This is a genomic window from Pseudoalteromonas sp. C12FD-1, assembly GCF_037414265.1.
Lineage (GTDB): Bacteria > Pseudomonadota > Gammaproteobacteria > Enterobacterales > Alteromonadaceae > Pseudoalteromonas.
Window position 1 is genome coordinate 280,677 of sequence record NZ_JBBEVD010000071.1, and the last position, 26,760, is coordinate 307,436.

Sequence of the window (26,760 nt, forward strand, 5' to 3'; positions counted from 1 at the left end):
ATTAGTGCTCTGTAAGGTGTTGTGGGTTTTGTAATGCAAGCTTTTTAAGCTGCGCAATACACGCAAAAACAAAATCACTGAGTTTGTCGTCACAATAAAAAAGGTCGTATAGCAGGCTAATTGATTGTGCTAGGGCGTTATGGGCTGCGTGTTTTTCGCCTAAAAAATACAGCGTGGCGTACAGGCGCTCTGTAAGTGAGGTTATTTGGATAAGCTGCGTTTTATCGGCGTAATTATGCATTTGCGTTAGCAGCGTAACGCTTTCTAGCGCACTACCTAAATGCGGTAATGCCTGTGCAAACTGATACTGTTTAAATAATGCCTCGCCACTTAATTGTGCGGTTTCAATATCTATAAGTGCTTGCTCAGGTTGGCATAAAACATGTTGTTTATGCCTAGCGCACAGAAATGGCAAAGCCATAATATGTTCCTCATTTATTTACTTGCTAAAACTGTAAAGCAGAAACATAAATAGATCAAATGATAATTGTTTTTATTTGTATTGGTGGGTGTTTGTGTTTTATTGGAGTGGCTTAAAGTGTATTATAAATATATGATATTGATAATTATTTGTATTTACGGGTGTGTAAAGTGTGTATGAAAAAGTCTATGTTAGCTCTGGCGTTAGTAACTGGTTTGAGCGGTTGTAGTACAACAAATGTGCTGCCTGATAACAGCTCATCGTTATATTTTTCAGCACTTTACAATGCACAAGCAAAGCCTGTTAGCTCTGTATTATTAGAGCCAACTCTTTTAAATGCCGATGTGATTTTAGTGGGTGAATGGCATACACACCCAGGTGTGCATTTATTTCAGGCAAAGTTATTTGAGCAATTAAGCAAAAGTAATAAACGCACTGCCCTTTCGCTTGAACAATTTAGCCGTGCCGAACAGCCTATTATAAATCAGTACGTTAAGGGGGAAATTGGCGAGCAATATTTAATTGATAACACCCAAGCGTGGCCCAATTACAAAAGCGACTACCGTGCGCTTATAGAGCTGGCAAAAACGAACAATAGCGATGTAATAGCTGCCAATGCGCCTAAAAACATTGTTACATGTATTGGCAGGCAAGGCATAAGTTATGTAAATAAGCTTGATGAAACACAGCAAAGCTTCATTGCGAGTACTATTGATACGTCCCCCAGTGATTATAAACAACGCTTTATGGTATCAATGCACCACGGCTCGCCCAGTCAAAACGAAAATTATTATGCCGCGCAAGTCACTTGGGATGAAACCATGGGGGAGTCTATCGTTAACTATTTAAATAATCATCAAGATGCGCAGGTAATGCATATTGCGGGCGATTTTCATGTAAAAAATGGCGAAGGTATAGCGCGTGTTATTAAGCGTTTAGCGCCAGAGCTAAATGTTGTTTGGATATCGCCGGTAACAAGTGTGCAAGCTAATCAAACAGGGTATCAGTTGCAGGTTAACGCGTTGCCACCTCGTTATGTGCAAAAACAGCATCAACAAGCCGCTTTTAAAGCATTAGCTAAACGCGGAAAAAAAACACAGTGCCAACAATAGGTTGGCAGTGTGTTTGTGTAATACACTTTTTGCTATTTATTTAAGTGTAAATGTGCCTTTCATCATGGCGTAATGACCCGGGAAAGAGCAAAAATAAGTATAATCGGTTCCGGCAGTTAAGCCGCTGGTATTAAAGGTCACTTCGGTTGTTTTACCGCCACCAATAATGTCTGTTGCGGCAAGTACGCGGCTATCATTAGGTTTTAAGTACTGGTTGCTAAGCCCTGCTGTGTTGCCATCGGTGATAATACCTTGCATGTTTTGCTCAGTAGATAGCACCCAGTTATGGCCCATTACATTGGCAGGTAATTTACCGGTGTGGCTAAGCTTTACGGTTACTTTTTTACAGCTTTTAGGGGCGCTAAGTGTTTTAGTTGAAAACTGCATCATGTCGTTTGCATCTATATTTAGTGTGCATTCGTCTGCATATACAGCATTGGCGCTAAGTAGTAGTGCACTAAGGGCCTGTTTATCTTTCGAGATTAAATTTGCAGCAGTATGTTTGGTTTTTAGGCAAGGCAGAGCCCGTGAAGTGTGGTTATTCCACATAAATAGGCGATAACGCAGCATAAATGCCAAACATGCGCTGCCCTTCGGGTTCTACCTAGGGACGATAAACTCCTTGTTGCTCGATTTTTACTTAGCCCACTAGGTTACAAACCTCGCGCCGCGATTTAATCGCCCCTAGATTGAACAAATTTTAATTCTGAAAGGTCAACAGGCCCTGGTTATTAACTTTTTCATACTGTTTCCTCTGTTTTAGTTAAGTTGTTACGTGCTTGATTAGTTAATGCAACCAGCGCTTTACGAACCTCTAGCGGGCTGTTGCACTGTGTTTTGAAATTAATAAAGTAGTTACGCTTTTGGCTTTGTATATAAAAGCCTGTGGGTAATAAGCCGCTCATTATTGGGGTGTTATCAGCAACGTTATAGTGCTGCATTAATATGAGCGACATAGCATCTTGGTGATCTTCATTCATATGGTTAATCATGCTTTGCTGCTGGTTTTCGTCCCAGTTTTTTGCCTCGTTTTGCCATTCGTTTTGCTCAAGCCAAAATATTTTGCCAAATCCGCCAATGTAACGCACTCGCACTACGTCTAATTGCCATAACTGAAAGTCGTGCGCATTGCGATAGCTAGCGGCTTCGGGGTATAGGGCAATATAGTTATTAAGTAAAGTGTGTGCTTGCTCACTTGGCACAATAGAGCCATCGCCTACAAGCGTTACTCGCCCGTGCTCGTTTTGATCGCCACTGTCGGCGGCGTCAAATACAGTAAGGCTCATACGGGAGTCGTGCTTTAAGTTTTTAGTGTGCTGGGCTATATCGCTAATAAAAAAGTATATACGGCCTTGTTCGTCGCACATATAGGGGGTTACTGAGCCAAACGGGTAGCCGCGTAAATTATTAGAAATGGTCGACATAACACCAGCATTGGTTTTGTAAACCAAGGTACGTGCATCGCTTAACGCTTGTTCTCTCATAAAAACTCCTGACGTTGAGAAAAAACCATGGGTGCATCGTTATAAGGGTGAGGGTTTACGTGCAGTTTCATGGCGTACATTTGTTGTAAGTTTTGTTCAGTTAGTACAGTGTTTATAGGCCCGCTTTGCAGCACTTTTTTGTTGTGCAGTAAAATAGCGTCGGTTGCATACAGGCTGGCCAAATTTAGATCGTGTATTGCTATAATAGCGCTGTTACCTTGCTCTACAAATGCTTTAACGCAGCTGAGCAGAGCATGCTGATGCCGCATATCAAGTGCGGATGTAGGCTCGTCGAGCAGCATGAGTTTTGGCTCGGCCGATTGTGTAAAGGCGTTTAGTTGCGCCAAAGTACGCGCCATATGCACACGTTGTTGCTCGCCGCCCGAAAGCGCACTTACGCGGCGAGTTAAGTAATTACTTAAATCCATAATAGCGGCGTATTTATGTACTTTTTCGCTTTGCATTTTTAATGACTCTACATACGGGTAGCGGCCCATAGCAATAAGCTCAAATACGGTAAAATCAAACCCTACATGGTTAGCTTGCATCATTACTGCGCGCTGTGTAGCTAGGCTTTTTTTAGCGTGAGTGGCCAGCGGCTTATTATTAAAAAGTACACTACCTGTAAAGGCATGCATACCCGCTAAGGTATGTAGCAAAGTAGACTTACCCGCGCCATTTTCACCAAGTAATGCGACAAGTTGGCCTTGTTTAGCACTGCCATTAATGGTGTTTAAAACGTTGTGGTTGCCAAAGCCAACGCTTAGGTTGTTAAACGCGATCATGACCAAGCTCGCTTATTTTTAACGATTAAATAAATAAACAATGGCGCACCTAAAATCGCGGTTATAATGCCAATAGGTAGCTCTGCGGGCATAACTACTAAGCGTGCTAACCAGTCAGAAAGTAGCAATACTACTACGCCAATTAACATGCAAAGTGGCAGCATGTTACGTAAATGCGGCCCCACCATTAAGCGGGCAATATGCGGGACTACTAAACCAACAAACCCTATTAAACCAGTAAGCGCCACAACCGCACCCACGCCTAATGCAACAAGTATAATTACATATAGTTTGAGTTTGCTGGTGTCTACTCCTAGGTACTGAGCTTGTGATTCGCCAATAAGGAGCAAGTTCATGGGCTCTTTTAACCGCCACAAGCCAATAAGGCTAATAAGCAGTAACGGTAAAGCTTGAATAATAGTGCCCCAGCTTGCTCCGCCTAATGAGCCCATGGTCCAGTAATTTATTAATCGTAGTGCGCTGTCGTCGGCAAAAAAACTCAGTAGCCCAATAACAGCAAATGCTAATGCGTTAATGGCAACCCCCACCAATATAAGTGTGGTGATATTTATTTGCCCCTGCTGCTTGGCAATAAAATATACCAGCGAGGTTACCCCAAGCGCCCCTAAAAACGCGGCATAAGGTAAATACGACTGAGCGTTAAAATTAAACTGTGCGCTAAGGGCAATAAATGCTACTGCAACCATGGCCGCACCCGCACTAATGCCAATAATGGATGGGTCGGCCAATGGGTTGCGACACAGCGCTTGCGTTGAAGCGCCCGTTTGGGCAAGTACCAACCCGACAAGCACAGCAAGCATAAAGCGTGGCAAACGAATTTGCATTACTACATTAATTTGCAGTGCATCAAACTGACTAAAGCGCTCGGGCGCAAGCCACGCAATGGCTAAACGCCAATCCCACCCGGCAGGCCCATACCCAATGCTAAGTAGCGCCAAAGCAAAAACGCACATAGAGGCTAAAAGCATCCATTTATGGGCTGGGCTAAGGGTTACAGGCTTAAAGTGGCTCAATGTTAGGGTGTTCATAAGTTAGCTTTATACTCGCTAAGCGTATTAATTGCTGTGGCAATACGCGGCGACATGCCAAGCGAAAGTAGGCTATCCATTACAAGTAAGTTACAGGTTTGCGCCGCTTTTAATAAACGTAGTGTAGGCTGCTCACAAAAAGCCTGCTTACCGCCAAGGCTGTGTACAACATGGGCTGGGGCTACTAAAAAATCGGGCTGACTTACAGCCAGCACCTCAGTGTTAATTGCTTTAAAGCCTGAATGCGTAGCGCCTATATTAGTAATGCCTGCGTAGCTAAATAATAAATTAGGCACGGTTTCTTGCCCGGCGGCAACAAGCCCGCGCTCATTAGCTGAGAGTAAAAATAGCGCACTGTGCGTTTGCTGTTTTGCCTTTTTGGGCAGCGATTTTTTAATTTGAGTAATAAGTGACTGTGCTTTTTGCTGGGCGTTTAAATCGTCACCCAGGCGTTTAATTAGCGCAAGTAGCTCGTTAACAGAAGTAGGCTTTTTATAATGAATGAGCTTAACCCCTGTTGCCTCAATTTGCTTAAGTGCTTGGCTTCGCCCTGCCCCTTCAAGCGCTAATAAGGTGGTTGGGCGCATAGAAAGTACGCCTTCTGCTGCTAAATCGCGATAATAACCCACCTGCGGTAACTGCGTAGCTTGTTGCGGGTACATGCTAGATTGATCAACCGCTACAAGGTCATTTTGTTGGCCTAGCGCATAAATTATTTCAGTTAGGGTGCCGCCCGCGCTAATAACGCGTTCTTGCGCAAGTGCAGGTTGGGCCATTAAAGCAAACACTATAAATAGGTATTTCATTACATACTCCGGTTTTTATTTTTCGGCTATTATAATCAATTAAACCTAAATGAAAATGATTATCATAATTAATTGATCTTATTTTGACTTAGTTGTAACATCTCCGCCATAAATAATAACTATTATCATTTGGAGTTGAAATGAATCCCTCTGCATTTAAATTTACTGCTATAGCAACCTTATTACTTGGCTCGGGTACTGCATTTGCCGAAAACATAATTGACGATCATATTGTTGTAAGTGGCTCGCGCTTTGAACAAAAGCTTAAAGATGTAACAGGCTCAGTAACGGTTATGACCGAGCAAGACATAGAGCGCCAGCTAGCAGTAGATTTACAAACCATGTTTAAATACGATCCTAGCATTGCAACCACAGGCAGTGGCGCAGGCGCGCAAACACTTACCGTGCGTGGTGTTGGTGGTAACCGTGTTGTATTTATAAAAGATGGCCGACGCACTAACGATGGTTACGCAGGTGGAGGGGGTTATTTAGTTGGCCGCAATTACTTTGATGTTGCAGGCGTAAAACAAGTAGAAGTAGCCAAAGGTGCTGCATCGTCATTATATGGCTCTGATGCACTGGGTGGCATTGTGGTTATAACCACCAAAGATCCAAGCGATTATTTAAAAGATAACAGCAGCTTTGTAAAAATGGCGCTTGGGTATCAAGGTCAAAGCAACCAAGTTGCCGCCGATATTACCGCTGCAAAAGATTTAGGCGACTTTGCTGTAAGCGCCGTTTATAGCCACCGCGACAGCGAAGAAGTACAAAATTATGATGAAAACTTACCCGGTTATGATGCTAAGTCGGACGCTTTATTAGTTAAATTTGAACAACAGCTTGATGAAAAACGCACAGTTAAATACACCCTCGATTACTTTAACCAAACAACTGAGCAAGTAATTACTCCCACCGTTCAAGAAACTGAGGAAGACGACACTAATTGGTCACTAGCGCTAGATTACCATTCAGAGGTAGCAACAGCGGCGTTTGATAAATGGCACGGGCAAGTGTCTTACAGTAGTTACGAGCAACAAAGCGACCAAATTAGTGGCGCAAGCACCTACACCGATTATAACGACTATCGTTTTGAGCAAAATATTTTAGGTTTAAAAGCGGTATTTAATAAAGGTCTTAAAGGAGAAACCACCGATCACGAAGTGGTATATGGGATTGATATAGACTTATACGACACCACCCGCCCACGTTTTAAAACCCGTGTTTTAGCTGATGGCACGGTTGATTTTACAGACCAAAAACAAAAAGCATTCCCAGGAGCTGATACCTCTTTAATTGGTGCCTACGTACAAGACAGTATTTCGTTTAAAAACAGTGCGTGGTCGGTTATTGCTGGTGTGCGATATGATTACTACACCCTAGAAGCTAAAAATGATGAGCTTTACTTGGATGCGCAGCTTGATGATATTACCGAATCTGCTTTCTCACCTAAGCTAGGTGTTATATATCAAGTGGATGATAACTTATCGTGGTACGGGCAATACGTACGAGGCTTTAAAATACCACCACACGACCAAGCCTATCAAAGCCATGGCGTTGAGCCGTTTTATCAAATATTACCAAACGCCGATTTAGACCCAGAAAGCAGTGACTCATTTGAGCTTGGGTTAAGATACGCCAGCAGCGATATTAGCGTAAATTTAAGCGCTTTTTATGCAGCATACGATGACTTTATTGAAACCGCCGTAGTGGGTGTTGAGCCAACATATATTCCTGGCGTAAACAAAACCCTGTTTCAGTATCAAAATATTAGTGAGACCCAAATAAGCGGCGTGGAAGCCGGAATTGCCATGTATGTCGCCGAAAATATACTACTAGAGGCAAATGTGGCCTATGTTGATGGTGAAAATAAAGAAACCGATCAGCCACTTACCAGTATTAGCCCGCTAAACGGCTCGGTATTGTTAAGCACGGAGCTTGGCAATGTTAACTGGACCGCTGCGTGGCGTTTAGCTAAATCGCAATCGGATGTGGTACTTGATACAAACGGCGACAAAACCACCCAAGGGCATGGCTACGGCGTTGTTGATTTATACGCAAACTACGAATGGCAAGCGTGGCAATTAAATGTAGGTGTACTTAATTTGCTTGATAAAGAATATATACCTTTTGAGCTAATTGCAGGGCAATCTGCAAGTGCTGACTTTAGCCAATACACCCAACCTGGGCGTAACTTTTCAGCCAAAATAAGCTATGAGTTTTAATTAGCACTTAGAATATTAAATAACAACAAACGCTGTATATAGCTGCAGCGTTTGTTTATTTTAAAATTTAAGATTATTTTTAAGATGACACCCATCTTAACTTTTCGGTATTAATTAGAACCTAGATTCTGGCAGAATAATGTCCTGATTTATAAATTTAACCTAACACCCACTTAAATAATCCATAACTAAATTAGAATTAGAATGACACCCATCTCAATTTTTGAATAAATCGACATGATACTTTTAAAATGACACCCATCTCAATTTTTAAATAAATCGACATAATCAACTAGCCAATTTTAAAAATTCATAAACTAATGGCTTATTTAAAGGCATTTACGGCAGCACATTTTAAAAATGTACTGTTATGTATATGGTTAGCTAAATTAAGGGCATGCTTAAACCTGCAGCAAGGCAGTTTTAAAACTATTAAGAAGGTTTTAGGCTAGTAGCTTTTTACAATTACTATAATTTACTCGGCGCTTTTTATTTAAGTGTTCGCAGTAACTTACATGTGATTGCGGCTTACCTACTGCGCCGTGAAATACGCGGGTAAAATCAGTAGTAAGTTTTAACCAATTCTCTGGTGATATGTTTACTCTTTCTAATAAAGGAAGCTGGGTGTTTTCAATAAAACCTGGTTTATCATTGCGAATAATTCGCCCTGTGAGTTCAACTAATTCAAGGTAATATTTAAGCTCGAACGGTAAACCTTTTGGCATAAATTTACGGGGTTTACCTGCAAATTTTAAAAGTTGTTTGGGCTGCTTTGCATTTTCAGCACTTTGAATTCGCTTTTGCACACTGGTAAAGTGCGAGCTTTCAGGAGTTTTTACTACTTTTGCCCTTATTGGGTTTAAATCAACGTAAGCCATACAAGCTGCAAGGGCTGCCTCATCAAGAAGAGCTTGTGATTTAAAGCGCCCTTCCCAAAATCTGCCAGTGCATTTATCTTCTTTATTAGCTTTTCGAGCAATATATTCGTTTAAAACTCGCATAAACCAGCTAATGCTAGATAACCTTTCTCTGTATTGAATAATAGTTTGGCTTAAAAAATAGCGCTCAGTACTGCTTAGCTCCTCACCTTGTAAAAATTTTTGCGTTAGTGGTGTACCTTTACATAGCTTATGCCAGCGCAACACTATGGCTTTATCATTCAATCTATTTGCTTTTTTATCATCAACATAAAGCACAATGTGCGTGTGATTACTCATAACTGCATAAGCACATATATCGATACAAAATATTTTAGTGAGGCTAAATAGCTTTTGCTCTACCCAGCCCCTTCGGTGTTCGTAAGATTTGCCAGTTAATGAGTCTTCGCCGCATAAGTAAGCATGGCGCACACAGCGCGAAATACAGTGATAATATTTTGTATCGGCCAAACTTATTTGGCGTTTTCTTGCAATAGCCATGTGACACCTGTTTATTTATTGAGCTAAATAAACTTTAGTTGCTAAATGGTTAGAATACAAAATTAACAGTGGGTGTCATCGTAAATTTTGTTGGGCAGAGCTTGATGAGTTTGTAGGTGAGGCTTACTTTGTATATTAAGCCATTTTGTAAGTTACACAATGCTGATTATGCTGGCAAACTTGTACTCATTAAATACTAAGTAACACTTTATAAACCAGCGCTTTTTAAGCTCAAGCGCTGGCTATTTATAAATTAATTATCCGCAAAATCTTTTGTTTCTAAATAGCTTGGCACGCTTTTAAAACATGCCTCTAGCTTGCTTTTCAGCGCAGCGTTTACCGAAGTATTTATAGCAACATCACACTTTAACTCCCCATTATATTCCCCCCTATTAAGCGGCACTAAGCTTAATGAGTCATAGCTTGGCTTGCTTTGTATTTTATGAATTACCAAGCCTTGCTGTGCTGTTAGCTTTATTAACTCAAACGCATTTTTGCGTGCTTTATTGGTCGTTATTTTTTCAACATATAACGGGTTTTTAAAAGTTAGTTTGGTAGTAAAAAGTGCTTTGCCACCGCGTTCAAAATGGCCGTTAAATACAGTTACATTTAAGGTGGGTGTCTTCTTATTTATTAATAAATTTAGATCAAATTTGGTTGGTAAAATAGTGATCTGACGTTGCTCGTCTGCTGCTTTTTTTAAAATATTTTTGATAGTTTCAAGTTGAGTATCACTTTTACTTTTAAGATGGGTGTCTTCATTAGTTACCCTTTTAGGATGGGTGTCTTTATTAGTTACTTCATACACTATTTGGTAGTCGTGTGGCGGGGCGTATAACGGCATGTGGCTAGCCAGTACTTTATCGCCTGCTAATATAAGCGCCATGCCATGAAATCCCACGTAGCTGTGGGCTTTATGTGTGTTGTGCGCATTGTGTTGAGGTGTGTTTGCAAGCGCTGCGCTCGAAAATATAATAAAAACTAGCAGTATGTGTTTCATGTTAATGCTCAAAAAATAAATATAGCGTTACTATAAGCTAGTTTTTATGTATAAATAATCGATAATAAGTTGTTAGTTGTTTCCTTTTAATCAATACGGTTTGGCGTTATGCATTTAGACGACATTGAAAAAGTAATTCATATGGCGGGTTCGCAAAATCTGCATACAACCGCTAAGCATTTTAGTATTACCCCTGGGGCGCTGTCTAAAACGCTAAAAAAGGTTGAGGCAAACTTAGCCACGGAGCTGTTTAACCGTGTAGGCAAAACCTTAGTACTTAATGATAAAGGCAAAGAGTTTGTTAAGCACAGTAGCGATTTAGTTCATAATTACCAGCAGCTTACTAGCCGTTTTAAAAGTGATAATCATAAATTTAATGCGGTTGTTGCAGGCCCTGCCATGTTACTTAAAAGTGGCCTTAAAAAGCTGCTTACTCCTCTTAGTAACCTGCCCTGCTCGGTGCGTATTAATAATGTTTTTGAAGGTGAAGCCATAAGCCAAGTTGCGTCGGGCTCGGCGCATATTGCGCTAGTTACTCGCGAGGCACTAAATAATAGCTCACATACTAATTTAGTGGCGGTTGATGTATTTAATACTGGGTTTAGTGTGGCTGCGCACGCTTCGCATCAGCTAATACAACAAGGTACATTAACGCTTGATAAAAACCAATTACTGCACGCGGCTTTTGCATGCCCTTTGTTTTCGCCGTTATGCGGCCTCGAGCAAGGCATTGGCTCCGACGGCTGGCAAGATCACACTGCCCCGCGCAATATTGTATTTAGATGTAGCGACTACAGTGCATTAATAGAAGTAGTACAAAGTGGTTTGGCGTTAGCGTATTTACCTAACTTTGTGATTGACGACTTAGGGCTTACAAAATTAACTGTAAAGGGGGTTAACAATCACTACACTGAAAGCATTGTAATGATATACAAACCTTCAAAGGCCGATGGTTGGCTGAATAAACTTATGCATTCTTTATAAAAAAGCGCTTAAAAATATAAAGCGCCTTAACCACTACATTAAGACGCTTTAGGATGAAAACTTTAATTTGCTAGCTATTAAAAATTATAAGCTAACGACATTTTAAATTGAGTTGGCGCACCTGGGTAAACCCATAAAGCGTTGTAGCTGCTTTCGGCGTAATCTTCATCAAAAATGTTATTTACACTTACATTAAGTTCGGTTTGCTCGGTTAAATTAACTTGGCCAAACACGCCTACTAATTGGTAGCTTGGTAGCCTAAAACTTAAATCGGCGGCATCACCTAAACGGCTACTTGTGTATTGGTAACTTGCCCCAAACTCAAGCTCTTTGCCCATTAATGCTGTTTGATGGCTAAGCGTAAGGTTTAAGTTGTTTTTTGGTACATTTACCAGCGGGCTACCTTTTTCAATTGGTACGCCCCAATCGGCATTAATAATGTCGTTTGCTGTGGTGGCATCTATATAGGCATACGATAAGTTAAACGCGGTTGCATCAGTAATATAGGTGTTTAAATCAAGCTCAAACCCTTTGCTATCGGCTTTACCAATAGGCGCCGAAAAACCAACGTTTACCGGGTCTGCCACTAACATATTACTTTTAGAAGCATCAAAAAATGCCACTGTACCGTTTACGCCTAAGTATTCAAACTTAGCGCCAACTTCAAACGAGTCGCTGTATTCAAAGCCAAACGGGTCGCCGCTGGCATCAGTACCACTTAGTGGTAAAAAGCCTTCTGAGTAACTGCTGTATAAGGTGAGTGCATTATTAAGCTCGTACACTAGGCCAACACGTGGGCTTATTTGGCTTTGTGAACTGGTTGAAAAAACGCCGCTGTTGGTTTCTAAAATGTCTTGGTCAACGCTGTCAAATCGTAGGCCAACTAATAGCTTAAATTTATCGGTAATATCCATTTGGTCTTGAACATAAATACCGTATGCGTTTTGCTCTTCGTCGTTTTCGTAAAGTAGGCTTACTTCTGGGCGCTCAACATCGTAATTTGGCTCAAAAATATCAACAGTATATGTACCGTTACCGCCACGGTAGCGTGAAAGCGCTGTACGTAAATCGTATTTATATGCATCGGCACCTATTAATAAGTGATGCATAACGCCTGCTGTGTCTACACTGCCGCTTAGCTCAAACTTTACACTTAAATCTTCTACTTCGTAGTCGCGATAGCGCTGCTGGCGGGTAAGCGTGCGGCCATCGTCAAATAACGATTGGCGCGATGGCGAAAGCTCAGCATCCGACGAAAACCCAGTTAATGTAGAGCTGCGATAGTTTGCACCGGCCACTAACGACCAATCATCGTTAATATCGTGATTTAGTGTAATTTGGTGACCGCGCGAATACACCTGCGTGTCGCCATCGTTTGGGTTACCTAAATAACGCGAGCTTGGTACGGTGTCAAAATCGTTATTAAGAACAACAACGCCACGGTCAAATAGCTGAGCTAAATCTACGTATTCAAACTCATACGTTACACTGGTCGATGCGTTTATTTGATGATAAACAGACGGCGTAATCACCTTTTTATTGGTGTACACCTCATCACGGTAGCTGTCGCTATCTTGCCACGCGCCATTTATTCTAAACGCAGTAGTATCGCTAATGCCGTTAGTGTAATCGCCTTCAATACGGTTAAAACTGTCGCTACCTAAGCTTAGTTTTAGTTCACCTTGAGAATCAAACTGTGGCTTTTTGGTCACAATATTTACAGTACCGCCGGGCTCCGAGCGCCCATAAAGTGCCGAGCCTGGGCCTTTTAGTACTTCTATGTAGTCAATGTTAGATACATCACGTGGGCCGCTAAAACCACGCCCGCCGCTAAAGCCATTAATTAAATAGCCCGATGGCATGTTTTCGTTACCCGAAAGGCCACGAATAGAAAAGCTATCCCATAATGCGCCACTGTTATTTTTGCGCGAAATACTCGCCGAAAAATCAAGCGCGTCTTGTAATTCGGTTATGCCTTTTTGATCAAGCGCAGCGCTGCTAACACTTACAATAGACTGCGGCATTTGCTTTTGAGGAATGTCGCCACGGTAAGCTTGTTTATAAGTAACAGATATTTTTTCTATTTCGTCGGTTTGCTCTTGCGCAAGTGTTTGCACACTCATGCCTAAACAGGCTAAATAAATTAAAGAGTACTTCATGATGATAATAGGGAATAAGAAAATGTGATATTATAACGATAAGTTTAGCATGTGTTACTTTATAACAAAAAGACTTTTTTGAATTTAAAAATTGCATTAGCAGCTTTGTATACATCACGTTAGTATGGTGTTCTATTTAGGTTACATAACGATAATTATATGAGCATAAAAACAAACGCATTAATTTACTTTTTAGCCTTTTGCAGTGGTTTTTGCATTATGGGTATTGAGCTTTTAGGTGGGCGTATATTAGCGCCTTATTTTGGCAGTAGTGTACATATTTGGGGCAGTATAATTACCGTATTTATGCTTAGCCTTTCATTTGGTTATTTACTTGGTGGTAAGCTCAGTACTAAAAATGCATCGCTTACTAAATATGGGCTAATATTTTTAGTCGCGAGTATTATGGTGGTGCCTATTGCGCTTTTTTCGCAGCCAATAATGGAATTTATTTTTACCCACATTGAAGATACACGCTATGGTTCTTTGCTTGCCTCTACGGCTTTGTTTTTTATTCCTACCGTTATTTTAGGCATGATCTCGCCTTACTCGGTGCGTTTATTAGTTACTGATAGCGAAAAAAGCGGCCAAGTGGCGGGTATTTTATACTTTGTAAGCACGCTGGGCAGTGCTTTGGGCACTATTATTACCTCGTTTTACTTTGTACTGGCGTTTGATGTAAACACTATAATTAGCGCATTTGCGTCTACGCTTGGCTTACTTGGCTTACTTGGCGTACTGGCTATTGTTATTAATAATATTGCAGGTAATAAGGAGTTGGCCCATGCTTAAATACTTATTTTTAGCTGCCAGTGTGTTTTCAGGTGCAGCGTTTAGTAATGTAATACACGAAGAGCGCTCCTTGTATCGCAATATTATTGTTGATGAAACACGCGACTTACGCTGCTTAAAATTTAATACAAAAAGTAGCCAAACCAGCCAAAGCTGCATGTATAAAAACGACCCTGACAAACTGGTTTTTAACTACACCAAGCTTACGTTTGCCAGTCTTTTAGTAACACAAAGTCCCAAAAACGTGCTTATTATAGGACTAGGTGGCGGGACACTTTCTAATGTAATTCATGAGCTTTACCCTGCGGCTAAAATTCATAATGTTGAAATAGATCCAGCCGTTTTAAAAGTAGCTCGCGATTACTTTAATTTTATAGAAACCGACAACGTTACATCAAGCGTGCAAGACGGCCGTATATTTATAAAACGCGCCGCTATTAAAAAGCAAAAGTACGACTGGATCATTCTTGATGCATTTAATGGTGACTACATTCCAGAGCATTTGCTTACTAAAGAGTTTTTTGAAGAGGTTAAAAGTGTACTTGCCGAAGGCGGTGTTATTGCAGCTAATACGTTTTCGAGCAGCAAATTATACGAGCATGAGTCGGCAACCTACCATAGTGTATTTGGCGACTTTATAAACGTAAGCCTCCCTAATCGCTCTAACCGTATTGTTTTAGCTGGCGTTAAAGCCATGCCAACGCAGGCGCAGCTTAACGAGCGCATTAAAGCCCTTGCGCCACGTTTAAAAAAATACGATGTAGATATAAAAGCAATTAGTACCTATATGCAAAGCACCAAAAACAACCAAGACTGGCCAGCAAATACCAAAATACTAACCGATCAATACTCCCCCGCTAACCTTCTTAATTTTTAAAACTTATAGAGTATATTTAGCCCCAGCTTTGGGGCTTTTTTATTTACCAACTACCGCAATATTTACTTAGCACGCTAACTAATGTTAAAGTAGTTAGCATGCTAACTAACTTGAGGTGGTTATGACTACTCAAAAACCTTTTCACGAAACGCTCGATTTAACCTTAATTGGTAATATGGGCCGCGTTCATAGGTTATGCCGTGAAGCGGTTACTATCGCAGTAGAGCCATTAGGGCTTACGCAATCGCGCTGGACCGCACTTATGCATATAGATATGCATGGCGAAGGGTTAACTCAACTTGAACTTGCCAATAGCCTAGGTATAGAAATGCCTTCACTTACCCGTACATTAAAGCAGCTAGAAGAGCAGTGTTTAATTACCCGCAAAGTTGATGAGCACGATAAACGCAGCAAAAAAATCTTCTTTACCAAGCAAGGCGGCACTGTTTTACAGTTGCTAAACGAAAAACTCATTGATATTAAAAGCCAACTTTATAGCGGCTTAAGCACACAGCAGCTCGACGCACTCGCGCATGGCATAGTTGAAATAGAAAAAAACGCACTAAACTGTATTCAAAACCAAGTTAAAGGGTAAAGCACGTAATGACCCCGGATCAAAAATTTACACGTTATGTAAGACTCTCGTTAGCGACGTTTGTAGTTATATTTGTATATTATTTAATTGCCGATATGTTTATGCCGGTAACGCCACAGGCACGGGTTTATCACCCTGTTGTGCAAATAGCACCGCAAATAAGTGGCCGTGTAACTAAGGTGTTGGTTAATAACAATCAAACCGTACAGGCAGGTGATGTATTATTTGAAATAGACTCCGGCCCATATAAATTAGCGCTCGAACAAGCACAGCTCGCCCTTGACGATGCCAAATTACAAAATAAACGCCTAGATACCAATGTAAAAGCTCTTGAGGCGCAAATTTCGGCTGCCAAAGCTAAGCTGCACGAACAGCAATTACTTAATAATCGTGGCGAAGCATTATTTAAGCAACGCTCTATCTCTGAACAAGAGCTTGAAAGCATTAAAGCTAACTTTGAAGCCAGTAAGTCAGATGTTGCCTCATTACAGGCGCAATTAGCTGAGGCAGTACTTGCCCGTGGCGAAAGCGGTGCGCAAAATTTAGCGCTTCGCCACGCTGCAAACCAATTAGCACAGGCCGAGCTTAACTTATCGTACACCCAAATAAGAGCGCTAAGTGCGGGTGTGGTGTCTAACTTGCAACTACTTGATGGTGCGTATGCGGTAACAGGTAGCCCACTTTTAGCTATTGTGGCAAACAAAGCCGATTTAGTGGCTGATTTTAGAGAAAAGTCATTACGCAATATGAAACCGGGCAGCTTGGCTCGTGTTGTGTTTGATAGCCGCCCAGGTGAGGTTTACAACGCACATATAAGCACATTTGAGGCTGGTGTTAGCGATGGACAACTCAGTGCTAATGGCTCGCTTAGTAGTACCGAAACAAGTAATCGTTGGGTACGCGATGCGCAGCGTCAGCGTATCCATTTAGTGATGCCAGATAACGCCAAATTAATTGCTAATATGCCAAGTGGCGCACGTGCAACAGTGCAACTACTGCCTGAGTCTACAATTGGGCAGTGGCTAGCGTCTGCTCAAATTAGGTTTATTAGTTGGTTACACTACATTTATTAATGGAGGCGGTATGAGCAAAGTTGTAAGCCAAGCGCCGCAATTAGACTCAAACGGTTTACGCCAAGCGTTGCGTATAGCCGGTGGCTGTACCATAGGGTTTACTATTAGTAAGTTAATGAACTGGCCTTACGGTATATTTTTTACCGTTTACCCCATGTTGTTACTTGGTTTAGTGCCGGTATTAAATAAAAGCATAGTACGCCAGTTTTTAGCCAGTGCCGCCATTAGTATTCCTATGGTGTTAGTTATGCAGGGCTTGTTTTCGCATTTACCTGTTTTAATGACCATTATTGTATTTTTAGCGTTTTGTTTTTTGTTTTATCAAATGAGCTCAGGCGCGGCTTTTTTATTTGGTGCGCTAGGTGTGGTGGGGTTATCTATTCAGCTGCACTTTTCAAGTTATGTAACGGGTACAAGCAGCGTATATCCGCTTATTTTAAGTAATGGTTTGGCGACCCTACTCTCTACGGCTATAGCTTTTGCTATGCATGGTATTTTCCCCGATGTAACCGCGCGTGCCGTGAGAGCGGTACCTGCAAAGGCAAAAGAGAGTATTCGCCATGAGGTATTACTGTGCGCAACGGTCGCTACGCTTTCGTTTGTGGTGTTTCAGGTGCTGGATTTGCAAGATTCAATATCGGCGCAAGCCTCATCGGTGTTAATTTTGTTTTCATTGTGCTGGAAAGCGGCAGGCATGGCAGGTTGGCAGCGTGCTATTGGCACATTGATTGGCTGTAATGCGGCGTTGTTAGCGCAAGTTTTACTTTATAATCACACCGACTTTTTACTTTTTCCGGTATTAATATTGTGGACGCTTTCGTTTGTGTTTAGCCGCTTTCATATTATAGGTGGCGGCGCACCGGGCATAGGGTTTGGCGTACTAACTACCTTTGGTATTTTGTTTGGCAACTCTCTTGGCCCAGGGCAAGATTTAGTTTACAGCGCGCTGTATCGCTTTAGCTCTGTAGCGGTGGCTATTGTGGCCAGTTTATCTGCGGTGTATGTGATGCACCATATATTAAACCGCTTTAGTGCCACCCGCCATCATACCTATGAGTAGTTTGTTTACGCCTAGAGGTAATTTTACCTGTAGGCGGTGCAGCCCATCACGCAAACAAGTTTCGCGTCTACAAGTAATTTATACTCAAAGGTTAGGATATGCCGTAGGCACAGAGCTCGCTCGCGCGAAAAGCGAAGCTTTACAGTTCTGAACATGTCTTAATTGATGCAGCTATGGCTGAGGCACTTTGTTTTGAATATCCACCGCCACCAGTAACTACAGTAGGTATATCTAGGTTTTTCAAATATGTAAGTATGGCTTTCTCTCGCTTAGCAACATCTTCAACAGTAAGCTCAAAACCACCTAACTTATCAACGGCTAACACATCAGTTCCAGCAATAATAAATGCTAAAGCATAATCAGTTTCTACTAACTTTAGCGCTTGATTTAAATTATCCAAGTATTCATGGCCTTCAATGCCACTTTTCAATGGAACGGGGAAGTTAACTCTATTACGCGTAAAATCAGAGGTTGGATAAATATCTGCGTTGTATACATCTAGTAAATGTACATTTTGGTTATCCTTGAAAGAGTATGCATTACCGTTACCGTGATGAGCATCAACATCTATAATTAATACTTTATCCGTTTCACTTAATTGGCCATTTTTACATAATTGCTGATAACTAATTCCAATATCATTATAAATACAAAAGCCTTCCATATTAACATTGCTAGCGTGATGGAAGCCTCCTGATAAATTCCACATTATATCGCCAGAGCTTAATGCTTTTTCAGCACCTAGCAAAGTTCCCGCAACAGCTAAGCGCATAGGTAGCAAAATTTTATTATCTAGAAAATTAAAACTAACGAAAGGAATTTTCGGAACTTCCAAAGCCCTAAGTATAAGCGTTTTACTTAAAACCAATTTTCGCATTAATTCATTGAGATATTCATTGATCTTGACTGACGAAACAGGCCCCTGTGGGTAGATTATTTCAATATCTAAGTTATCAAGTTCTGTAATTACTTTTGCAAACTTTTCACCATCAAATGGGTGTAAGTATTTTAGTAATCCTAATTGATAATTAAAGCGGGGCTCATAAATAATTTTCATGTCTATGCATTTTCCGTTTCTGCAAGTTCCTTCGCGTAACGTAAAACTTCATGGGGCGTCCATATACCACCACCTAATGTTCTTGCTAATTTACCATATGCACCAGCATTAGGCTTAAAACTAGGCTCTTTAGCACAGGCAACTCGTAAGCAATCAGCTACAACATTTGAACAATTGAATTTAGCTAGCTTGTATTGAGGTATATTTTCCATTAAAGAAACAACATAGTCTTCTAAGGCACTCGTATTTGCGCCTGAAATAGTAACAGTTATGGGGCGGCGGTTACCCTCACTTTCAATATCAAACTCCAGTGCTTGCATAAAGTGACCAGGACGACGACGCTTTATTTTTAAATCTTTTTTACCAGCATCATCAGCTGGCCAAAAGCTAATGTAAGTAGTGCCAAATGAAATTGAAGCATGACCTACCATACTTCCGTGAGGTAACTAGACGTGTACTTTTAGCATAATAAAATCCTTTTTTGTATTTTCCTAATTGAGGTTCAATTTATATATTTGAAGACTAAAAATCAATACATAGAATTAGAATCTTTCTTACAGTGAATTACGTATTATGAATTTATACTCTTACACTCTATCTCCTGCTTCGCTTTGCTAAATTAACGGCACTTTGTTTATGGGCCTTGCCCATTACGCAAACAAGTTTCGCGTCTACAAGTAATTAAAATCCAATGTTAGGATTATGCCGTAGGCGCAGAGCTTGCTCGCGCGAAAGCGCAGCTTTTAATGGCTTTAACCGTTTACACGCTTGCACCTATTTGGCTTTGCTAAATTAACGGCACTTTGTTTATGGGCCTTGCCCATCACGCAAACAAGTTTCGCGTCTACAAGTAATTTAAACTCAAGGTTAGAATTATGCCGTAGGCGCAGAGCTTGCTCGCGCGAAAAGCGAAGCTTTTAATAGCTCATCACGCAAAAAAGTTTCGCATCTACAAGTAATTTAAACTTATAACCCCAAACTTTTATTAAAACTTAATATTTCCGCGCAGGGCTTTGGTTTGCCCATGTTTGGTTTTTTTATCCATGCGTTTGCGCTGCGAGTTACGGCTTGGTTTAGTTGCGCGGCGGGCTTTGTTTACTTTGGTTGCGCTTAAAATTAAATCTTTTAAACGCTTTAGTGCATCCTCGCGGTTAAGCTCTTGGGTACGAAAGCTTTGAGCTTTAATTACCACTACGCCCTCTTTTGTAATGCGCGAGTCGTTTAGTTTTAATAGTCGCTCTTTGTAAAAGTCGGGTAACTTTGAGCGGTTAATATCAAAGCGTAAATGAATAGCACTGGCTACTTTGTTAACGTTTTGGCCACCGGCACCTTGCGAACGAATAGCGGTTAGCTCTAGTTCCCACTCATCTATAGTGACAGTATTTGAAATAGTTAACATTACGTTCAGCTCTTATCGACAAAAATGCAGTATAACATTTGTAACTATATTTGTGCTGAATCAGCTTAAGTTATAGGGGGTTAAAGTATTTATACTACTTTGTAGTTTAAATGCACCTAATACTTTAGTTTTGTATTGGCAAGCGCTTACATTTAGTTTTTAATGGCTTTAATTAAATAATAGGAAATCCCCAATGCAAAAAATAATTTTATCACTTAGCTTACTAGCAATGAGTTTTTCAAGCCTTGCAGAAGACATTAGCGAAGGCCAGTTACAAAGCTACATGAAAGCACTGCCGGCTGTTTCTAGCTGGGCAAGCAGCCAAGATTCGTTAAAAAACCTTGATTTAGCAAGCATGCTAGGTGGCTCTGCCGATCAAAGCGTTGAAGAGCAAAGCTCTCTTGCTAACAGCGCACTAAACATGATCAAAGAACAAGACCTATACAAAAGCTTTGCAAGTGTGACAAACCGTTACGGTTTTTCGCCTGAAGAATTAGTTTCTGTGGGTTCTGAAGTATCTATGGCTTACATCGAAAACCTTAAATCGGGTCTTTCTGCTGAAAACCAAGAAACAGCAAATAAAGTAATGGGTGGCCTACAAAGCCTTAAAAGTGCTAAAAGCAGTGATGCTAGCTCACTAATGGGTGCGTTTGGTAAAGCGTCAAGCGCAGCAGAAGAATCTACTGACCCACTAGTAAGCGAAAATAACCTTGAGCTTGTGGGCGAGTATATGCCACAGCTGCAAAAGATTTTTGCACTACTGTAATTAAGTGAATTTTTACTGAAAAGGTGGCATTTGCCACCTTTTTTAATGCCAAAATTTAATAATTACGACATTTTACGAATTGTACTAAGCGGTGCTATTCGTAAAATCCAATGCAGCAATGCCCACGGCCAAGTTGGCACAAAGCTGTTGGCTTTTTCTTTATTTATGGCTTTTGCCAGTGCTTTGCAGCCGGTTTCGGTATCAACAATAAATGGCACTGTTTTTACTTTTTCGTTTATTTCGCTTCTTATAAAACCTGGGTGTACACAGCTTACTTTTATAGGCGTATGCATTACATCTATGCGTATACCTTCGCTTAATGAGGTAATGGCTGCTTTAGTGGCGGCGTAAACGGTCATGGCACGCCTAAAACCTCTCACCGCACTAATAGACGAAATAGTCACTAAGTGGCCATTATTTTGCGCTCTAAAAATTTCCATTGCGGCCTCAGCTTGCGCAAGTGCGGCTACAAAGTTAGTTTGTGCGGTTTGTTTGTTGGCATTAAAATAACCTGTACCAATAGAAGCGCCTTTGCCCATACCTGCATTTATAATTACTCTATCAAGGCCGTTTAGCTCTTCTTTAAAGGCGTTAAATACGCTAAACACTTGCTCGTGATCGTTAACATCAAGCACTTTTATGCTAATGGTTATATTGGGGTTTACCTGTTCAAGCTCGCTTTTTAGCTGCTCTAGTAGCTCAAAGCGCCGTGCACATAAGGCAAGGTTACAGCCTTGTTTTGCAAACTCTTTTGCCATGCCTTTGCCTAAGCCTGAACTTGCACCTGTTATTAGTATATTTTTGCGCATAATTAAATCCTTAGGTGTATGTAATTAATTTTTGTTGTGGGTGGCACTCTAAAAAGTGATGCTCGTTTAAACTACTTATCGTTAATTTTAAATTTACCCCTTTGCCGCGCGCCACTACTTTGGTTACGCCTGCATTGACTAAGCTCCAATTAATATCAATAAAGCGCTCGAGTTTTAGCCCCATTAAATGGCTGGTAATAATGCTAATAGGCCCGCCAGAGGTATAAATAAGCACTTTTTTACCATGGTTTTCATTGGCTATTTGCTCAAGGGCACCCAATACACGTGCAGTAAATGCATTAAAGCTTTCGCTATATTGAGTGCTGTCGGGGTTGAGTACCCACTGCTTAATGGCGCTAATAAATACCGTTTTAAAATATTCCATAGGGTCGGCTTGTTTGTTTAGTGCAGCACGCACTTGGCTTGGAGTGGCAAGTGCTGGATTATAAACCGCTAAAATATGTTCATGATCGTACTCGTTTAAACGCGCATCGTTTATTACCACAGGCGCATTATTAGCACTTGCTAAACTTAACTCTGCGGTTTGATTATGGCGCAGCATACTCCCTGCAAATACCACATCGGGCGTTAGCTGCTTTTGTATTAAGTACTCACCAAGTAATGTGGCTTGCTGTTGCCCTTTTTTTGAGAGCGTATCGTAATTATCAGCAGAAAAGCTGGCCTGTCCGTGGCGCACTAAATATAAAATACACATTAGGCTTTTCCTTGGTTTTTAATGGCTTTATTACAGCGCCATAAAAGGTAATGTACAAACACCCAAAAGTTTTTAAACGCGGGGTTTTTTGTTTGCCCATGGTGATAGCGGTAATAAATTTGCTGCACTATGCCTGCAAGCCTAAATAGCCCATACACTTCGTAAAAGGTAAAATCATCTACGGTTATATCCATTTTTTTACAGTAGTAGGCCACGACTTCTTTGCGCGTTAGCATGCCCTCTAAATGGGTAGGTTGGCGGCGCGTGGCTTGGGCTAAAAAGTCATCCCCGGGTTCTACCCAGTAAGCCAATGTATTGCCTAAATCCATCAATGGGTCGCCAAGGGTGGCAAGCTCCCAGTCTAAAATACCCAGAACTTTCGTGTAGTCGGTTGCATCAAGCACAACGTTATCAAACCTAAAGTCGTTATGTGTTATACAAATGCGCTCATGGCTTGGCATGTTGTTTTCAAGCCATTTAATTACTTTTTTGCCGCTGGGTACGTTCCATGTTTTAGCTTTAGTGTAGCGTTCACTCCAGCCGCTAATTTGGCGCTGTGTGTAGCCTTCGCCTTTGCCTAAATGGCTTAAATTGGCCTGTTTGAAATCTACTTTGTGTAGCTCTACTAGGCAGTCGAGTACGTTTTCGCACAGCTGTTTTGTGCGCTCGGGAGTGTGCGTTAATCCGCGCGGTAAATTTTTACGCGGAATAATCCCCGTAAGCTTTTCCATAACGTAAAAGTCGGTGCCGAGTATGCTTTCATCGGCGCAAAACGCCTCCATGTTTGGCACATAGCTGTAAACCGGTTTTAGTGCTTGTTGTAATTTAAACTCGCGACCCATATCATGCGCGCCTTTGGCTTTTGTGCCTTTTGGGGCACGGCGCAAAATAAGGGATTGATTAGGATACTCTAGGCAGTATGTCCAGTTAGAGGCACCCCCTGCGTATTGTGTAACGCTTGGCTCGCCAGTTAACTGCGGTATGTGTTGTTTAAGCCATGCATCTACTTTTTGGGTGTCGAGCTCTTCGCCTTGGCGTACGTTTTTGGCTTGATCTAATAATTGTGTGTTCATTGTTAGCCTTTATTATTTTGATTTTAAACGTTGCATAGAGCGTGTTTTTTTCAGCATGTTTTTAATGTACCACTCAATGGGGAGTAGTTTTTTCATTAAAAAGGCCTGTTTACCTAATTTATGGGTCAATATTAAAAATGGGCGTTTAAGTGACTGCTTATAAATAATATCTGCAACTTGCTCGGCATTAATGGGTGAGCGCTCAAAGGCGCGGTTAAGCATAGTTTTCATAGCCGGTTCGCTGGTGCGCATTGATTCATCAAGATTGGTTTTAAAAAAGCTGGGGCACACAACACTTACATCTATATTATCGTGGGCGAGTTCAAGTTTTAGGGTTTCGCTAAAGCCAATAACCGCCGCCTTTACTGTGTTATAACTGCTCATAAACGGAATAGGGGTCAGCCCTGCTTGTGAGGCTATATTAATAAAGTAGCCACTGCCTTGTTGCTTAAATTGCGGGTAAAACGTTTTGCACACCCGCACCATAGAGAGCAAATTAACGTCCATAATCCACTGCCATTGCTCAAGCGATTCGCCCTCAAGCGAGCCGCCAGTGGCAACGCCGGCGTTATTAATAACAATATCAACGCCTTTCCATTTGGTTTGTATAATATCGTAAAGCCCCTTTACATCTGTTTGTTTGGTTACATCGCAGGCGTAAAAAAAGGCATCGGCTTTTAGTGTTTGTAGCTCACTAATGGTTATGGCTGCACGTTCGGCGTTTATATCGGCAATACAAATTTGTAAGTTTGCGCCCAAATTACTCGCGTAACTAAGCGCTAATGCTTTGCCCAGGCCTGTGGCCCCACCTGTTATTATTAGTCGTGTTTTCATGGTGTTGCCTTAGCGGTATTTGTTAAGTTCGAGGCGTGAAACCATGCCCATATGTACTTCGTCTGGGCCATCGGCAAGGCGTAAAATACGCCCCATTGCATTAAACGAGGCAATAGGAAAGTCGCTCGATACCCCAGCGCCTCCAAATACTTGTATGGCCATATCAGACACCATTTGCAGCATATTGGGCACTACAACTTTTATACTCGATATTTCGGTCATGGCGTGTTTAACGCCTTGAGTGTCTATTTTCCATGCGGCGTGCAGTGTTAATAAACGGGCTTGATCTATTGCCATACGCGCTTGCGCAACGCGTTCTAAATTGCCGCCTAATTTAAGTAACGGTTTACCAAAGGCGCTGCGCGACAGCCCGCGTTTAATCATGAGCTCTAAACAGCGCTCTGCTGCGCCAATTGCGCGCATACAATGATGAATTCGCCCAGGCCCTAAGCGCCCTTGTGCAATGGCAAAACCTTTGCCTAACCCTAAAATAAGGTTTTGTTTTGGTACGCGTACGTTATTAAATTCCATTTCGCCGTGGCCATATGGCGCATCATAATCGCCACAGGCACTTAGCATACGTTTAATTTTTACACCTGGCGTGTTTAATGGCACAAGTACCATGGAGTGCTGGCTGTGTTTATCGTTTTCGGGGTTAGAAAGCCCCATAAAAATAGCCACTTGCGCATTAGGGTGGCCAAGGCCGGTGGTCCACCATTTTTTGCCATTTAAAATCAGCTCGTCGCCATCAGTATCAATAGTTGCTTGCATGTTTGTTGCGTCTGACGAGGCGACATCGGGCTCGGTCATGGCAAATACAGAGCGTATTTCGCCATTTAATAAAGGCGTTAACCACTGTTGTTTTTGCTCATCATTTGCAAAGTGATAAAGTACTTCCATATTGCCGGTGTCGGGGGCGTTACAGTTAAATATTTCTGAGGCAAATAAACATTTACCCATTTGCTCTGCAATAGGGGCGTATTCTAGGCAGGTTAAACCTTGTGCTAGTTCTGTATCGGGTAAAAATAAATTCCACAGGCCTGCTGCTTTTGCTTTCGCTTTTAATGGCTCTATGTGCTCACTTAGCTGCCAAGTAGTCCAATCGTTTGAATTATTTTTAGTATGGTTATGCGCAACTACCGCTTGCTCAATTGGCAATACGTGTTCATCCATAAAGGCGGTAACACGCTTTAGGTAGTCTTGGCTTTTTTGACTTGGTTCAAAATTCATTAGGGTTGCCTGATTATTTTTTAGTTAACCCAGCATAAAACATTCGCCCCAATGAATTAAATGAAATATATTACCAAAGTACTGTGAATCAAATTCATAATATGTGGGTGATAAACCGTGATTGAAGCTAAAAATATTCAGCAGTTAGACTTAAATTTACTTAAAATTTTTGAGTGCCTTTACCGCGAAAAAAACATGAGCGAAACCGCAAAGGTGCTATACATAACGCCCTCTGCCGTAAGCCATGCTATAAAACGTTTGCGCAGTGTATTAAACGATCCGTTATTTGAGCGCCAAGGGCAACTAATGGTACCAACCCCTGCGTGCCAGCGTATGGCACCCGAGTTAATAGATTTACTCGAAAAGTTACGCCAAGTACTGCAAGCCTGTGGCGATTTTGACTTAGCTACCACAGCGCAAACATTTAAAATTGCCCTGCACGATGCCATTGAGCCCATAGTGCTGCCAAAATTACAGTTAATAATTGCAAAACACGCGCCTAACGCTAGCCTTGCAAGCGTTAAACTAAACCGCGACGACATGCACAAACAATTGGCTAATCATCAAATTGACATGGCCATAGATGTAGCACGGCCAATAAAAGCGCCGATTAGTCATGCCGTGCTTTCTAGCGATCATTTTTGTGTATTAATGAAAAAAAATCACCCACTAAAAAATGAGTTAAATATTGAAAATTACTTAAGCGCTAAACATGTAGCGGTTTCAAACAGAGCCACCGGCACCGTAATTGAAGACATAGCTTTATTGCAGCTGAGCTTCAACCGCGAGGTAGCCATGCGCTGCCAAACGTATTTTGCAGCTAAAGAGGTTATTAAAAGCTCGCCATTTTTGCTCACCTTGCCCTCATTGGTTGCCAGTCAATTGCTTGATGAGTCGCTTATAGCACGGTCAGTACCTACTACTATGCCTGCTATTTACCAGCATTTATATTGGCACCAAAACACCGATAAGGACGAGGCACTAATGTGGCTACGAAGCCAAGTAGAAAACATTTTTAAGCGTTAATTGATACAAAAAAA

27 protein-coding genes are annotated in these 26,760 nt (G+C 41.4%); 10 read left to right on the forward strand and 17 right to left on the reverse strand.

Annotated features, from left to right (window positions below; all coding sequences use genetic code 11):
* Nucleotide 1: 1 nt before the first annotated feature.
* Nucleotides 2-421, reverse strand: a complete 420-nt coding sequence (locus tag WDB87_RS13690; RefSeq protein ID WP_337850154.1) for a hypothetical protein — start codon at nucleotides 419-421, stop codon at nucleotides 2-4.
* Nucleotides 422-597: 176 nt separating this feature from the next.
* Between WDB87_RS13690 and WDB87_RS13695 the strand changes: the two genes are divergently transcribed.
* The gene (locus tag WDB87_RS13695) at nucleotides 598-1,533 is read left to right on the forward strand and encodes a ChaN family lipoprotein (protein ID WP_337850155.1); all 936 of its coding nucleotides are present in this window, start codon (nucleotides 598-600) and stop codon (nucleotides 1,531-1,533) included.
* Between the two features lie 36 nt (nucleotides 1,534-1,569).
* On the opposite strand, the gene azu is transcribed toward WDB87_RS13695, so the two are convergent.
* The 5 genes from azu to WDB87_RS13720 all read right to left on the reverse strand — a co-directional run bounded on the left by azu (nucleotide 1,570) and on the right by WDB87_RS13720 (nucleotide 5,657).
* On the reverse strand, nucleotides 1,570-2,112 hold the full coding sequence (gene azu, locus WDB87_RS13700) for an azurin (protein ID WP_337850156.1): 543 nt from the start codon (nucleotides 2,110-2,112) through the stop codon (nucleotides 1,570-1,572).
* Between the two features lie 161 nt (nucleotides 2,113-2,273).
* On the reverse strand, nucleotides 2,274-3,017 hold the full coding sequence (locus WDB87_RS13705) for a HugZ family pyridoxamine 5'-phosphate oxidase (RefSeq protein WP_286248426.1): 744 nt from the start codon (nucleotides 3,015-3,017) through the stop codon (nucleotides 2,274-2,276).
* Nucleotides 3,014-3,802, reverse strand: coding sequence for a heme ABC transporter ATP-binding protein (locus WDB87_RS13710; protein ID WP_286248428.1), 789 nt, complete (start codon nucleotides 3,800-3,802; stop codon nucleotides 3,014-3,016). The genes WDB87_RS13705 and WDB87_RS13710 overlap by 4 nt, the downstream gene beginning before the upstream one ends.
* Nucleotides 3,799-4,851: a FecCD family ABC transporter permease gene (locus tag WDB87_RS13715; protein ID WP_337850157.1), complete on the reverse strand. Its 1,053-nt coding sequence runs from the start codon at nucleotides 4,849-4,851 to the stop codon at nucleotides 3,799-3,801. Before WDB87_RS13715 ends, WDB87_RS13710 begins: the two co-directional genes overlap by 4 nt.
* Nucleotides 4,848-5,657 carry a heme/hemin ABC transporter substrate-binding protein gene (locus tag WDB87_RS13720; protein WP_337850158.1) on the reverse strand — a complete coding sequence of 270 codons (810 nt, stop codon included), beginning with the start codon at nucleotides 5,655-5,657 and terminating at the stop codon, nucleotides 4,848-4,850. Before WDB87_RS13720 ends, WDB87_RS13715 begins: the two co-directional genes overlap by 4 nt.
* 140 nt (nucleotides 5,658-5,797) lie before the next feature.
* Here WDB87_RS13720 and WDB87_RS13725 point away from each other — a divergent pair, with 140 nt between their 5' ends.
* Nucleotides 5,798-7,879: a TonB-dependent hemoglobin/transferrin/lactoferrin family receptor gene (locus WDB87_RS13725; protein ID WP_337850159.1), complete on the forward strand. Its 2,082-nt coding sequence runs from the start codon at nucleotides 5,798-5,800 to the stop codon at nucleotides 7,877-7,879.
* Nucleotides 7,880-8,322: 443 nt separating this feature from the next.
* Here the strand turns inward: WDB87_RS13725 and WDB87_RS13730 are convergent, their stop codons facing one another.
* Together WDB87_RS13730 and WDB87_RS13735 are read right to left on the reverse strand one after the other, a co-directional pair.
* Nucleotides 8,323-9,297: a transposase gene (locus WDB87_RS13730; protein ID WP_337850160.1), complete on the reverse strand. Its 975-nt coding sequence runs from the start codon at nucleotides 9,295-9,297 to the stop codon at nucleotides 8,323-8,325.
* Nucleotides 9,298-9,550: 253 nt separating this feature from the next.
* The gene (locus WDB87_RS13735) at nucleotides 9,551-10,297 is read right to left on the reverse strand and encodes a hypothetical protein (RefSeq protein WP_337850161.1); all 747 of its coding nucleotides are present in this window, start codon (nucleotides 10,295-10,297) and stop codon (nucleotides 9,551-9,553) included.
* A 108-nt stretch (nucleotides 10,298-10,405) separates the two neighbouring features.
* Between WDB87_RS13735 and WDB87_RS13740 the strand changes: the two genes are divergently transcribed.
* A complete protein-coding gene (locus WDB87_RS13740) occupies nucleotides 10,406-11,281 on the forward strand; it encodes a LysR family transcriptional regulator (protein ID WP_337850162.1) in 876 nt (291 codons plus the stop codon).
* Nucleotides 11,282-11,358: 77 nt separating this feature from the next.
* On the opposite strand, the gene WDB87_RS13745 is transcribed toward WDB87_RS13740, so the two are convergent.
* The gene (locus tag WDB87_RS13745) at nucleotides 11,359-13,440 is read right to left on the reverse strand and encodes a TonB-dependent siderophore receptor (protein ID WP_337850163.1); all 2,082 of its coding nucleotides are present in this window, start codon (nucleotides 13,438-13,440) and stop codon (nucleotides 11,359-11,361) included.
* 159 nt (nucleotides 13,441-13,599) lie between these two features.
* Here WDB87_RS13745 and WDB87_RS13750 point away from each other — a divergent pair, with 159 nt between their 5' ends.
* The 5 genes from WDB87_RS13750 (at nucleotide 13,600) to WDB87_RS13770 (ending at nucleotide 17,837) form a co-directional block, all read left to right on the forward strand.
* Nucleotides 13,600-14,232, forward strand: coding sequence for a fused MFS/spermidine synthase (locus WDB87_RS13750; RefSeq protein WP_337850164.1), 633 nt, complete (start codon nucleotides 13,600-13,602; stop codon nucleotides 14,230-14,232).
* Nucleotides 14,225-15,109 carry a spermidine synthase gene (locus tag WDB87_RS13755; protein ID WP_337850165.1) on the forward strand — a complete coding sequence of 295 codons (885 nt, stop codon included), beginning with the start codon at nucleotides 14,225-14,227 and terminating at the stop codon, nucleotides 15,107-15,109. The genes WDB87_RS13750 and WDB87_RS13755 overlap by 8 nt, the downstream gene beginning before the upstream one ends.
* A gap of 121 nt (nucleotides 15,110-15,230) precedes the next feature.
* Nucleotides 15,231-15,704, forward strand: a complete 474-nt coding sequence (locus WDB87_RS13760; RefSeq protein ID WP_337850166.1) for a MarR family transcriptional regulator — start codon at nucleotides 15,231-15,233, stop codon at nucleotides 15,702-15,704.
* 8 nt (nucleotides 15,705-15,712) lie between these two features.
* Nucleotides 15,713-16,777, forward strand: coding sequence for an HlyD family secretion protein (locus tag WDB87_RS13765; RefSeq protein ID WP_337850167.1), 1,065 nt, complete (start codon nucleotides 15,713-15,715; stop codon nucleotides 16,775-16,777).
* A 10-nt stretch (nucleotides 16,778-16,787) separates the two neighbouring features.
* A complete protein-coding gene (locus WDB87_RS13770) occupies nucleotides 16,788-17,837 on the forward strand; it encodes a DUF2955 domain-containing protein (protein ID WP_337850168.1) in 1,050 nt (349 codons plus the stop codon).
* 139 nt (nucleotides 17,838-17,976) lie between these two features.
* Here the strand turns inward: WDB87_RS13770 and WDB87_RS13775 are convergent, their stop codons facing one another.
* From WDB87_RS13775 to arfB, 3 genes are all read right to left on the reverse strand, one after another.
* Nucleotides 17,977-18,894: a histone deacetylase family protein gene (locus WDB87_RS13775; RefSeq protein WP_337850169.1), complete on the reverse strand. Its 918-nt coding sequence runs from the start codon at nucleotides 18,892-18,894 to the stop codon at nucleotides 17,977-17,979.
* A 2-nt stretch (nucleotides 18,895-18,896) separates the two neighbouring features.
* Nucleotides 18,897-19,325 (reverse strand): hypothetical protein, encoded by a 429-nt coding sequence (locus WDB87_RS13780; RefSeq protein WP_337850170.1) that lies wholly within the window; start codon nucleotides 19,323-19,325, stop codon nucleotides 18,897-18,899.
* A gap of 554 nt (nucleotides 19,326-19,879) precedes the next feature.
* On the reverse strand, nucleotides 19,880-20,293 hold the full coding sequence (arfB, locus tag WDB87_RS13785) for an alternative ribosome rescue aminoacyl-tRNA hydrolase ArfB (RefSeq protein WP_273588563.1): 414 nt from the start codon (nucleotides 20,291-20,293) through the stop codon (nucleotides 19,880-19,882).
* 193 nt (nucleotides 20,294-20,486) lie between these two features.
* Between arfB and WDB87_RS13790 the strand changes: the two genes are divergently transcribed.
* Entirely contained in the window at nucleotides 20,487-21,059 is a 573-nt protein-coding gene (locus WDB87_RS13790) for a short-chain dehydrogenase (RefSeq protein ID WP_337850171.1), read from the forward strand.
* Nucleotides 21,060-21,121: 62 nt separating this feature from the next.
* Here the strand turns inward: WDB87_RS13790 and WDB87_RS13795 are convergent, their stop codons facing one another.
* From WDB87_RS13795 to WDB87_RS13815, 5 genes are read right to left on the reverse strand one after another with little or no spacing between them, the layout of a single operon-like run.
* A complete protein-coding gene (locus WDB87_RS13795; protein WP_337850172.1) occupies nucleotides 21,122-21,868 on the reverse strand; it encodes an SDR family oxidoreductase in 747 nt (248 codons plus the stop codon).
* Between the two features lie 10 nt (nucleotides 21,869-21,878).
* A complete protein-coding gene (locus WDB87_RS13800) occupies nucleotides 21,879-22,583 on the reverse strand; it encodes a histidine phosphatase family protein (RefSeq protein WP_286248465.1) in 705 nt (234 codons plus the stop codon).
* Nucleotides 22,583-23,656, reverse strand: a complete 1,074-nt coding sequence (locus WDB87_RS13805) for a phosphotransferase family protein (protein WP_055013509.1) — start codon at nucleotides 23,654-23,656, stop codon at nucleotides 22,583-22,585. Before WDB87_RS13805 ends, WDB87_RS13800 begins: the two co-directional genes overlap by 1 nt.
* A 12-nt stretch (nucleotides 23,657-23,668) precedes the next feature.
* Nucleotides 23,669-24,490, reverse strand: coding sequence for an SDR family oxidoreductase (locus WDB87_RS13810; RefSeq protein ID WP_337850173.1), 822 nt, complete (start codon nucleotides 24,488-24,490; stop codon nucleotides 23,669-23,671).
* Nucleotides 24,491-24,499: 9 nt separating this feature from the next.
* Entirely contained in the window at nucleotides 24,500-25,720 is a 1,221-nt protein-coding gene (locus WDB87_RS13815) for an acyl-CoA dehydrogenase family protein (RefSeq protein WP_337850174.1), read from the reverse strand.
* A gap of 117 nt (nucleotides 25,721-25,837) precedes the next feature.
* On the opposite strand from WDB87_RS13815, the gene WDB87_RS13820 reads away from it, so the two are divergent.
* Nucleotides 25,838-26,746, forward strand: a complete 909-nt coding sequence (locus tag WDB87_RS13820) for a LysR family transcriptional regulator (RefSeq protein ID WP_055013506.1) — start codon at nucleotides 25,838-25,840, stop codon at nucleotides 26,744-26,746.
* The last annotated feature ends 14 nt before the right edge of the window (nucleotides 26,747-26,760 follow it).

Bases quoted from the DNA above. Each gene is read 5' to 3' on its own strand.
- WDB87_RS13690 (WP_337850154.1), bottom strand. From the start codon at position 421: ATGGCTTTGCCATTTCTGTGCGCTAGGCATAAACAACATGTTTTATGC.
- WDB87_RS13695 (WP_337850155.1), top strand. From the start codon at position 598: ATGAAAAAGTCTATGTTAGCTCTGGCGTTAGTAACTGGTTTGAGCGGT.
- WDB87_RS13705 (WP_286248426.1), bottom strand. From the start codon at position 3,017: ATGAGAGAACAAGCGTTAAGCGATGCACGTACCTTGGTTTACAAAACC.
- WDB87_RS13710 (WP_286248428.1), bottom strand. From the start codon at position 3,802: ATGATCGCGTTTAACAACCTAAGCGTTGGCTTTGGCAACCACAACGTT.
- WDB87_RS13715 (WP_337850157.1), bottom strand. From the start codon at position 4,851: ATGAACACCCTAACATTGAGCCACTTTAAGCCTGTAACCCTTAGCCCA.
- WDB87_RS13720 (WP_337850158.1), bottom strand. From the start codon at position 5,657: ATGAAATACCTATTTATAGTGTTTGCTTTAATGGCCCAACCTGCACTT.
- WDB87_RS13725 (WP_337850159.1), top strand. From the start codon at position 5,798: ATGAATCCCTCTGCATTTAAATTTACTGCTATAGCAACCTTATTACTT.
- WDB87_RS13730 (WP_337850160.1), bottom strand. From the start codon at position 9,297: ATGGCTATTGCAAGAAAACGCCAAATAAGTTTGGCCGATACAAAATAT.
- WDB87_RS13735 (WP_337850161.1), bottom strand. From the start codon at position 10,297: ATGAAACACATACTGCTAGTTTTTATTATATTTTCGAGCGCAGCGCTT.
- WDB87_RS13740 (WP_337850162.1), top strand. From the start codon at position 10,406: ATGCATTTAGACGACATTGAAAAAGTAATTCATATGGCGGGTTCGCAA.
- WDB87_RS13745 (WP_337850163.1), bottom strand. From the start codon at position 13,440: ATGAAGTACTCTTTAATTTATTTAGCCTGTTTAGGCATGAGTGTGCAA.
- WDB87_RS13750 (WP_337850164.1), top strand. From the start codon at position 13,600: ATGAGCATAAAAACAAACGCATTAATTTACTTTTTAGCCTTTTGCAGT.
- WDB87_RS13755 (WP_337850165.1), top strand. From the start codon at position 14,225: ATGCTTAAATACTTATTTTTAGCTGCCAGTGTGTTTTCAGGTGCAGCG.
- WDB87_RS13760 (WP_337850166.1), top strand. From the start codon at position 15,231: ATGACTACTCAAAAACCTTTTCACGAAACGCTCGATTTAACCTTAATT.
- WDB87_RS13765 (WP_337850167.1), top strand. From the start codon at position 15,713: ATGACCCCGGATCAAAAATTTACACGTTATGTAAGACTCTCGTTAGCG.
- WDB87_RS13770 (WP_337850168.1), top strand. From the start codon at position 16,788: ATGAGCAAAGTTGTAAGCCAAGCGCCGCAATTAGACTCAAACGGTTTA.
- WDB87_RS13775 (WP_337850169.1), bottom strand. From the start codon at position 18,894: ATGAAAATTATTTATGAGCCCCGCTTTAATTATCAATTAGGATTACTA.
- WDB87_RS13780 (WP_337850170.1), bottom strand. From the start codon at position 19,325: ATGGTAGGTCATGCTTCAATTTCATTTGGCACTACTTACATTAGCTTT.
- arfB (WP_273588563.1), bottom strand. From the start codon at position 20,293: ATGTTAACTATTTCAAATACTGTCACTATAGATGAGTGGGAACTAGAG.
- WDB87_RS13790 (WP_337850171.1), top strand. From the start codon at position 20,487: ATGCAAAAAATAATTTTATCACTTAGCTTACTAGCAATGAGTTTTTCA.
- WDB87_RS13795 (WP_337850172.1), bottom strand. From the start codon at position 21,868: ATGCGCAAAAATATACTAATAACAGGTGCAAGTTCAGGCTTAGGCAAA.
- WDB87_RS13800 (WP_286248465.1), bottom strand. From the start codon at position 22,583: ATGTGTATTTTATATTTAGTGCGCCACGGACAGGCCAGCTTTTCTGCT.
- WDB87_RS13805 (WP_055013509.1), bottom strand. From the start codon at position 23,656: ATGAACACACAATTATTAGATCAAGCCAAAAACGTACGCCAAGGCGAA.
- WDB87_RS13810 (WP_337850173.1), bottom strand. From the start codon at position 24,490: ATGAAAACACGACTAATAATAACAGGTGGGGCCACAGGCCTGGGCAAA.
- WDB87_RS13815 (WP_337850174.1), bottom strand. From the start codon at position 25,720: ATGAATTTTGAACCAAGTCAAAAAAGCCAAGACTACCTAAAGCGTGTT.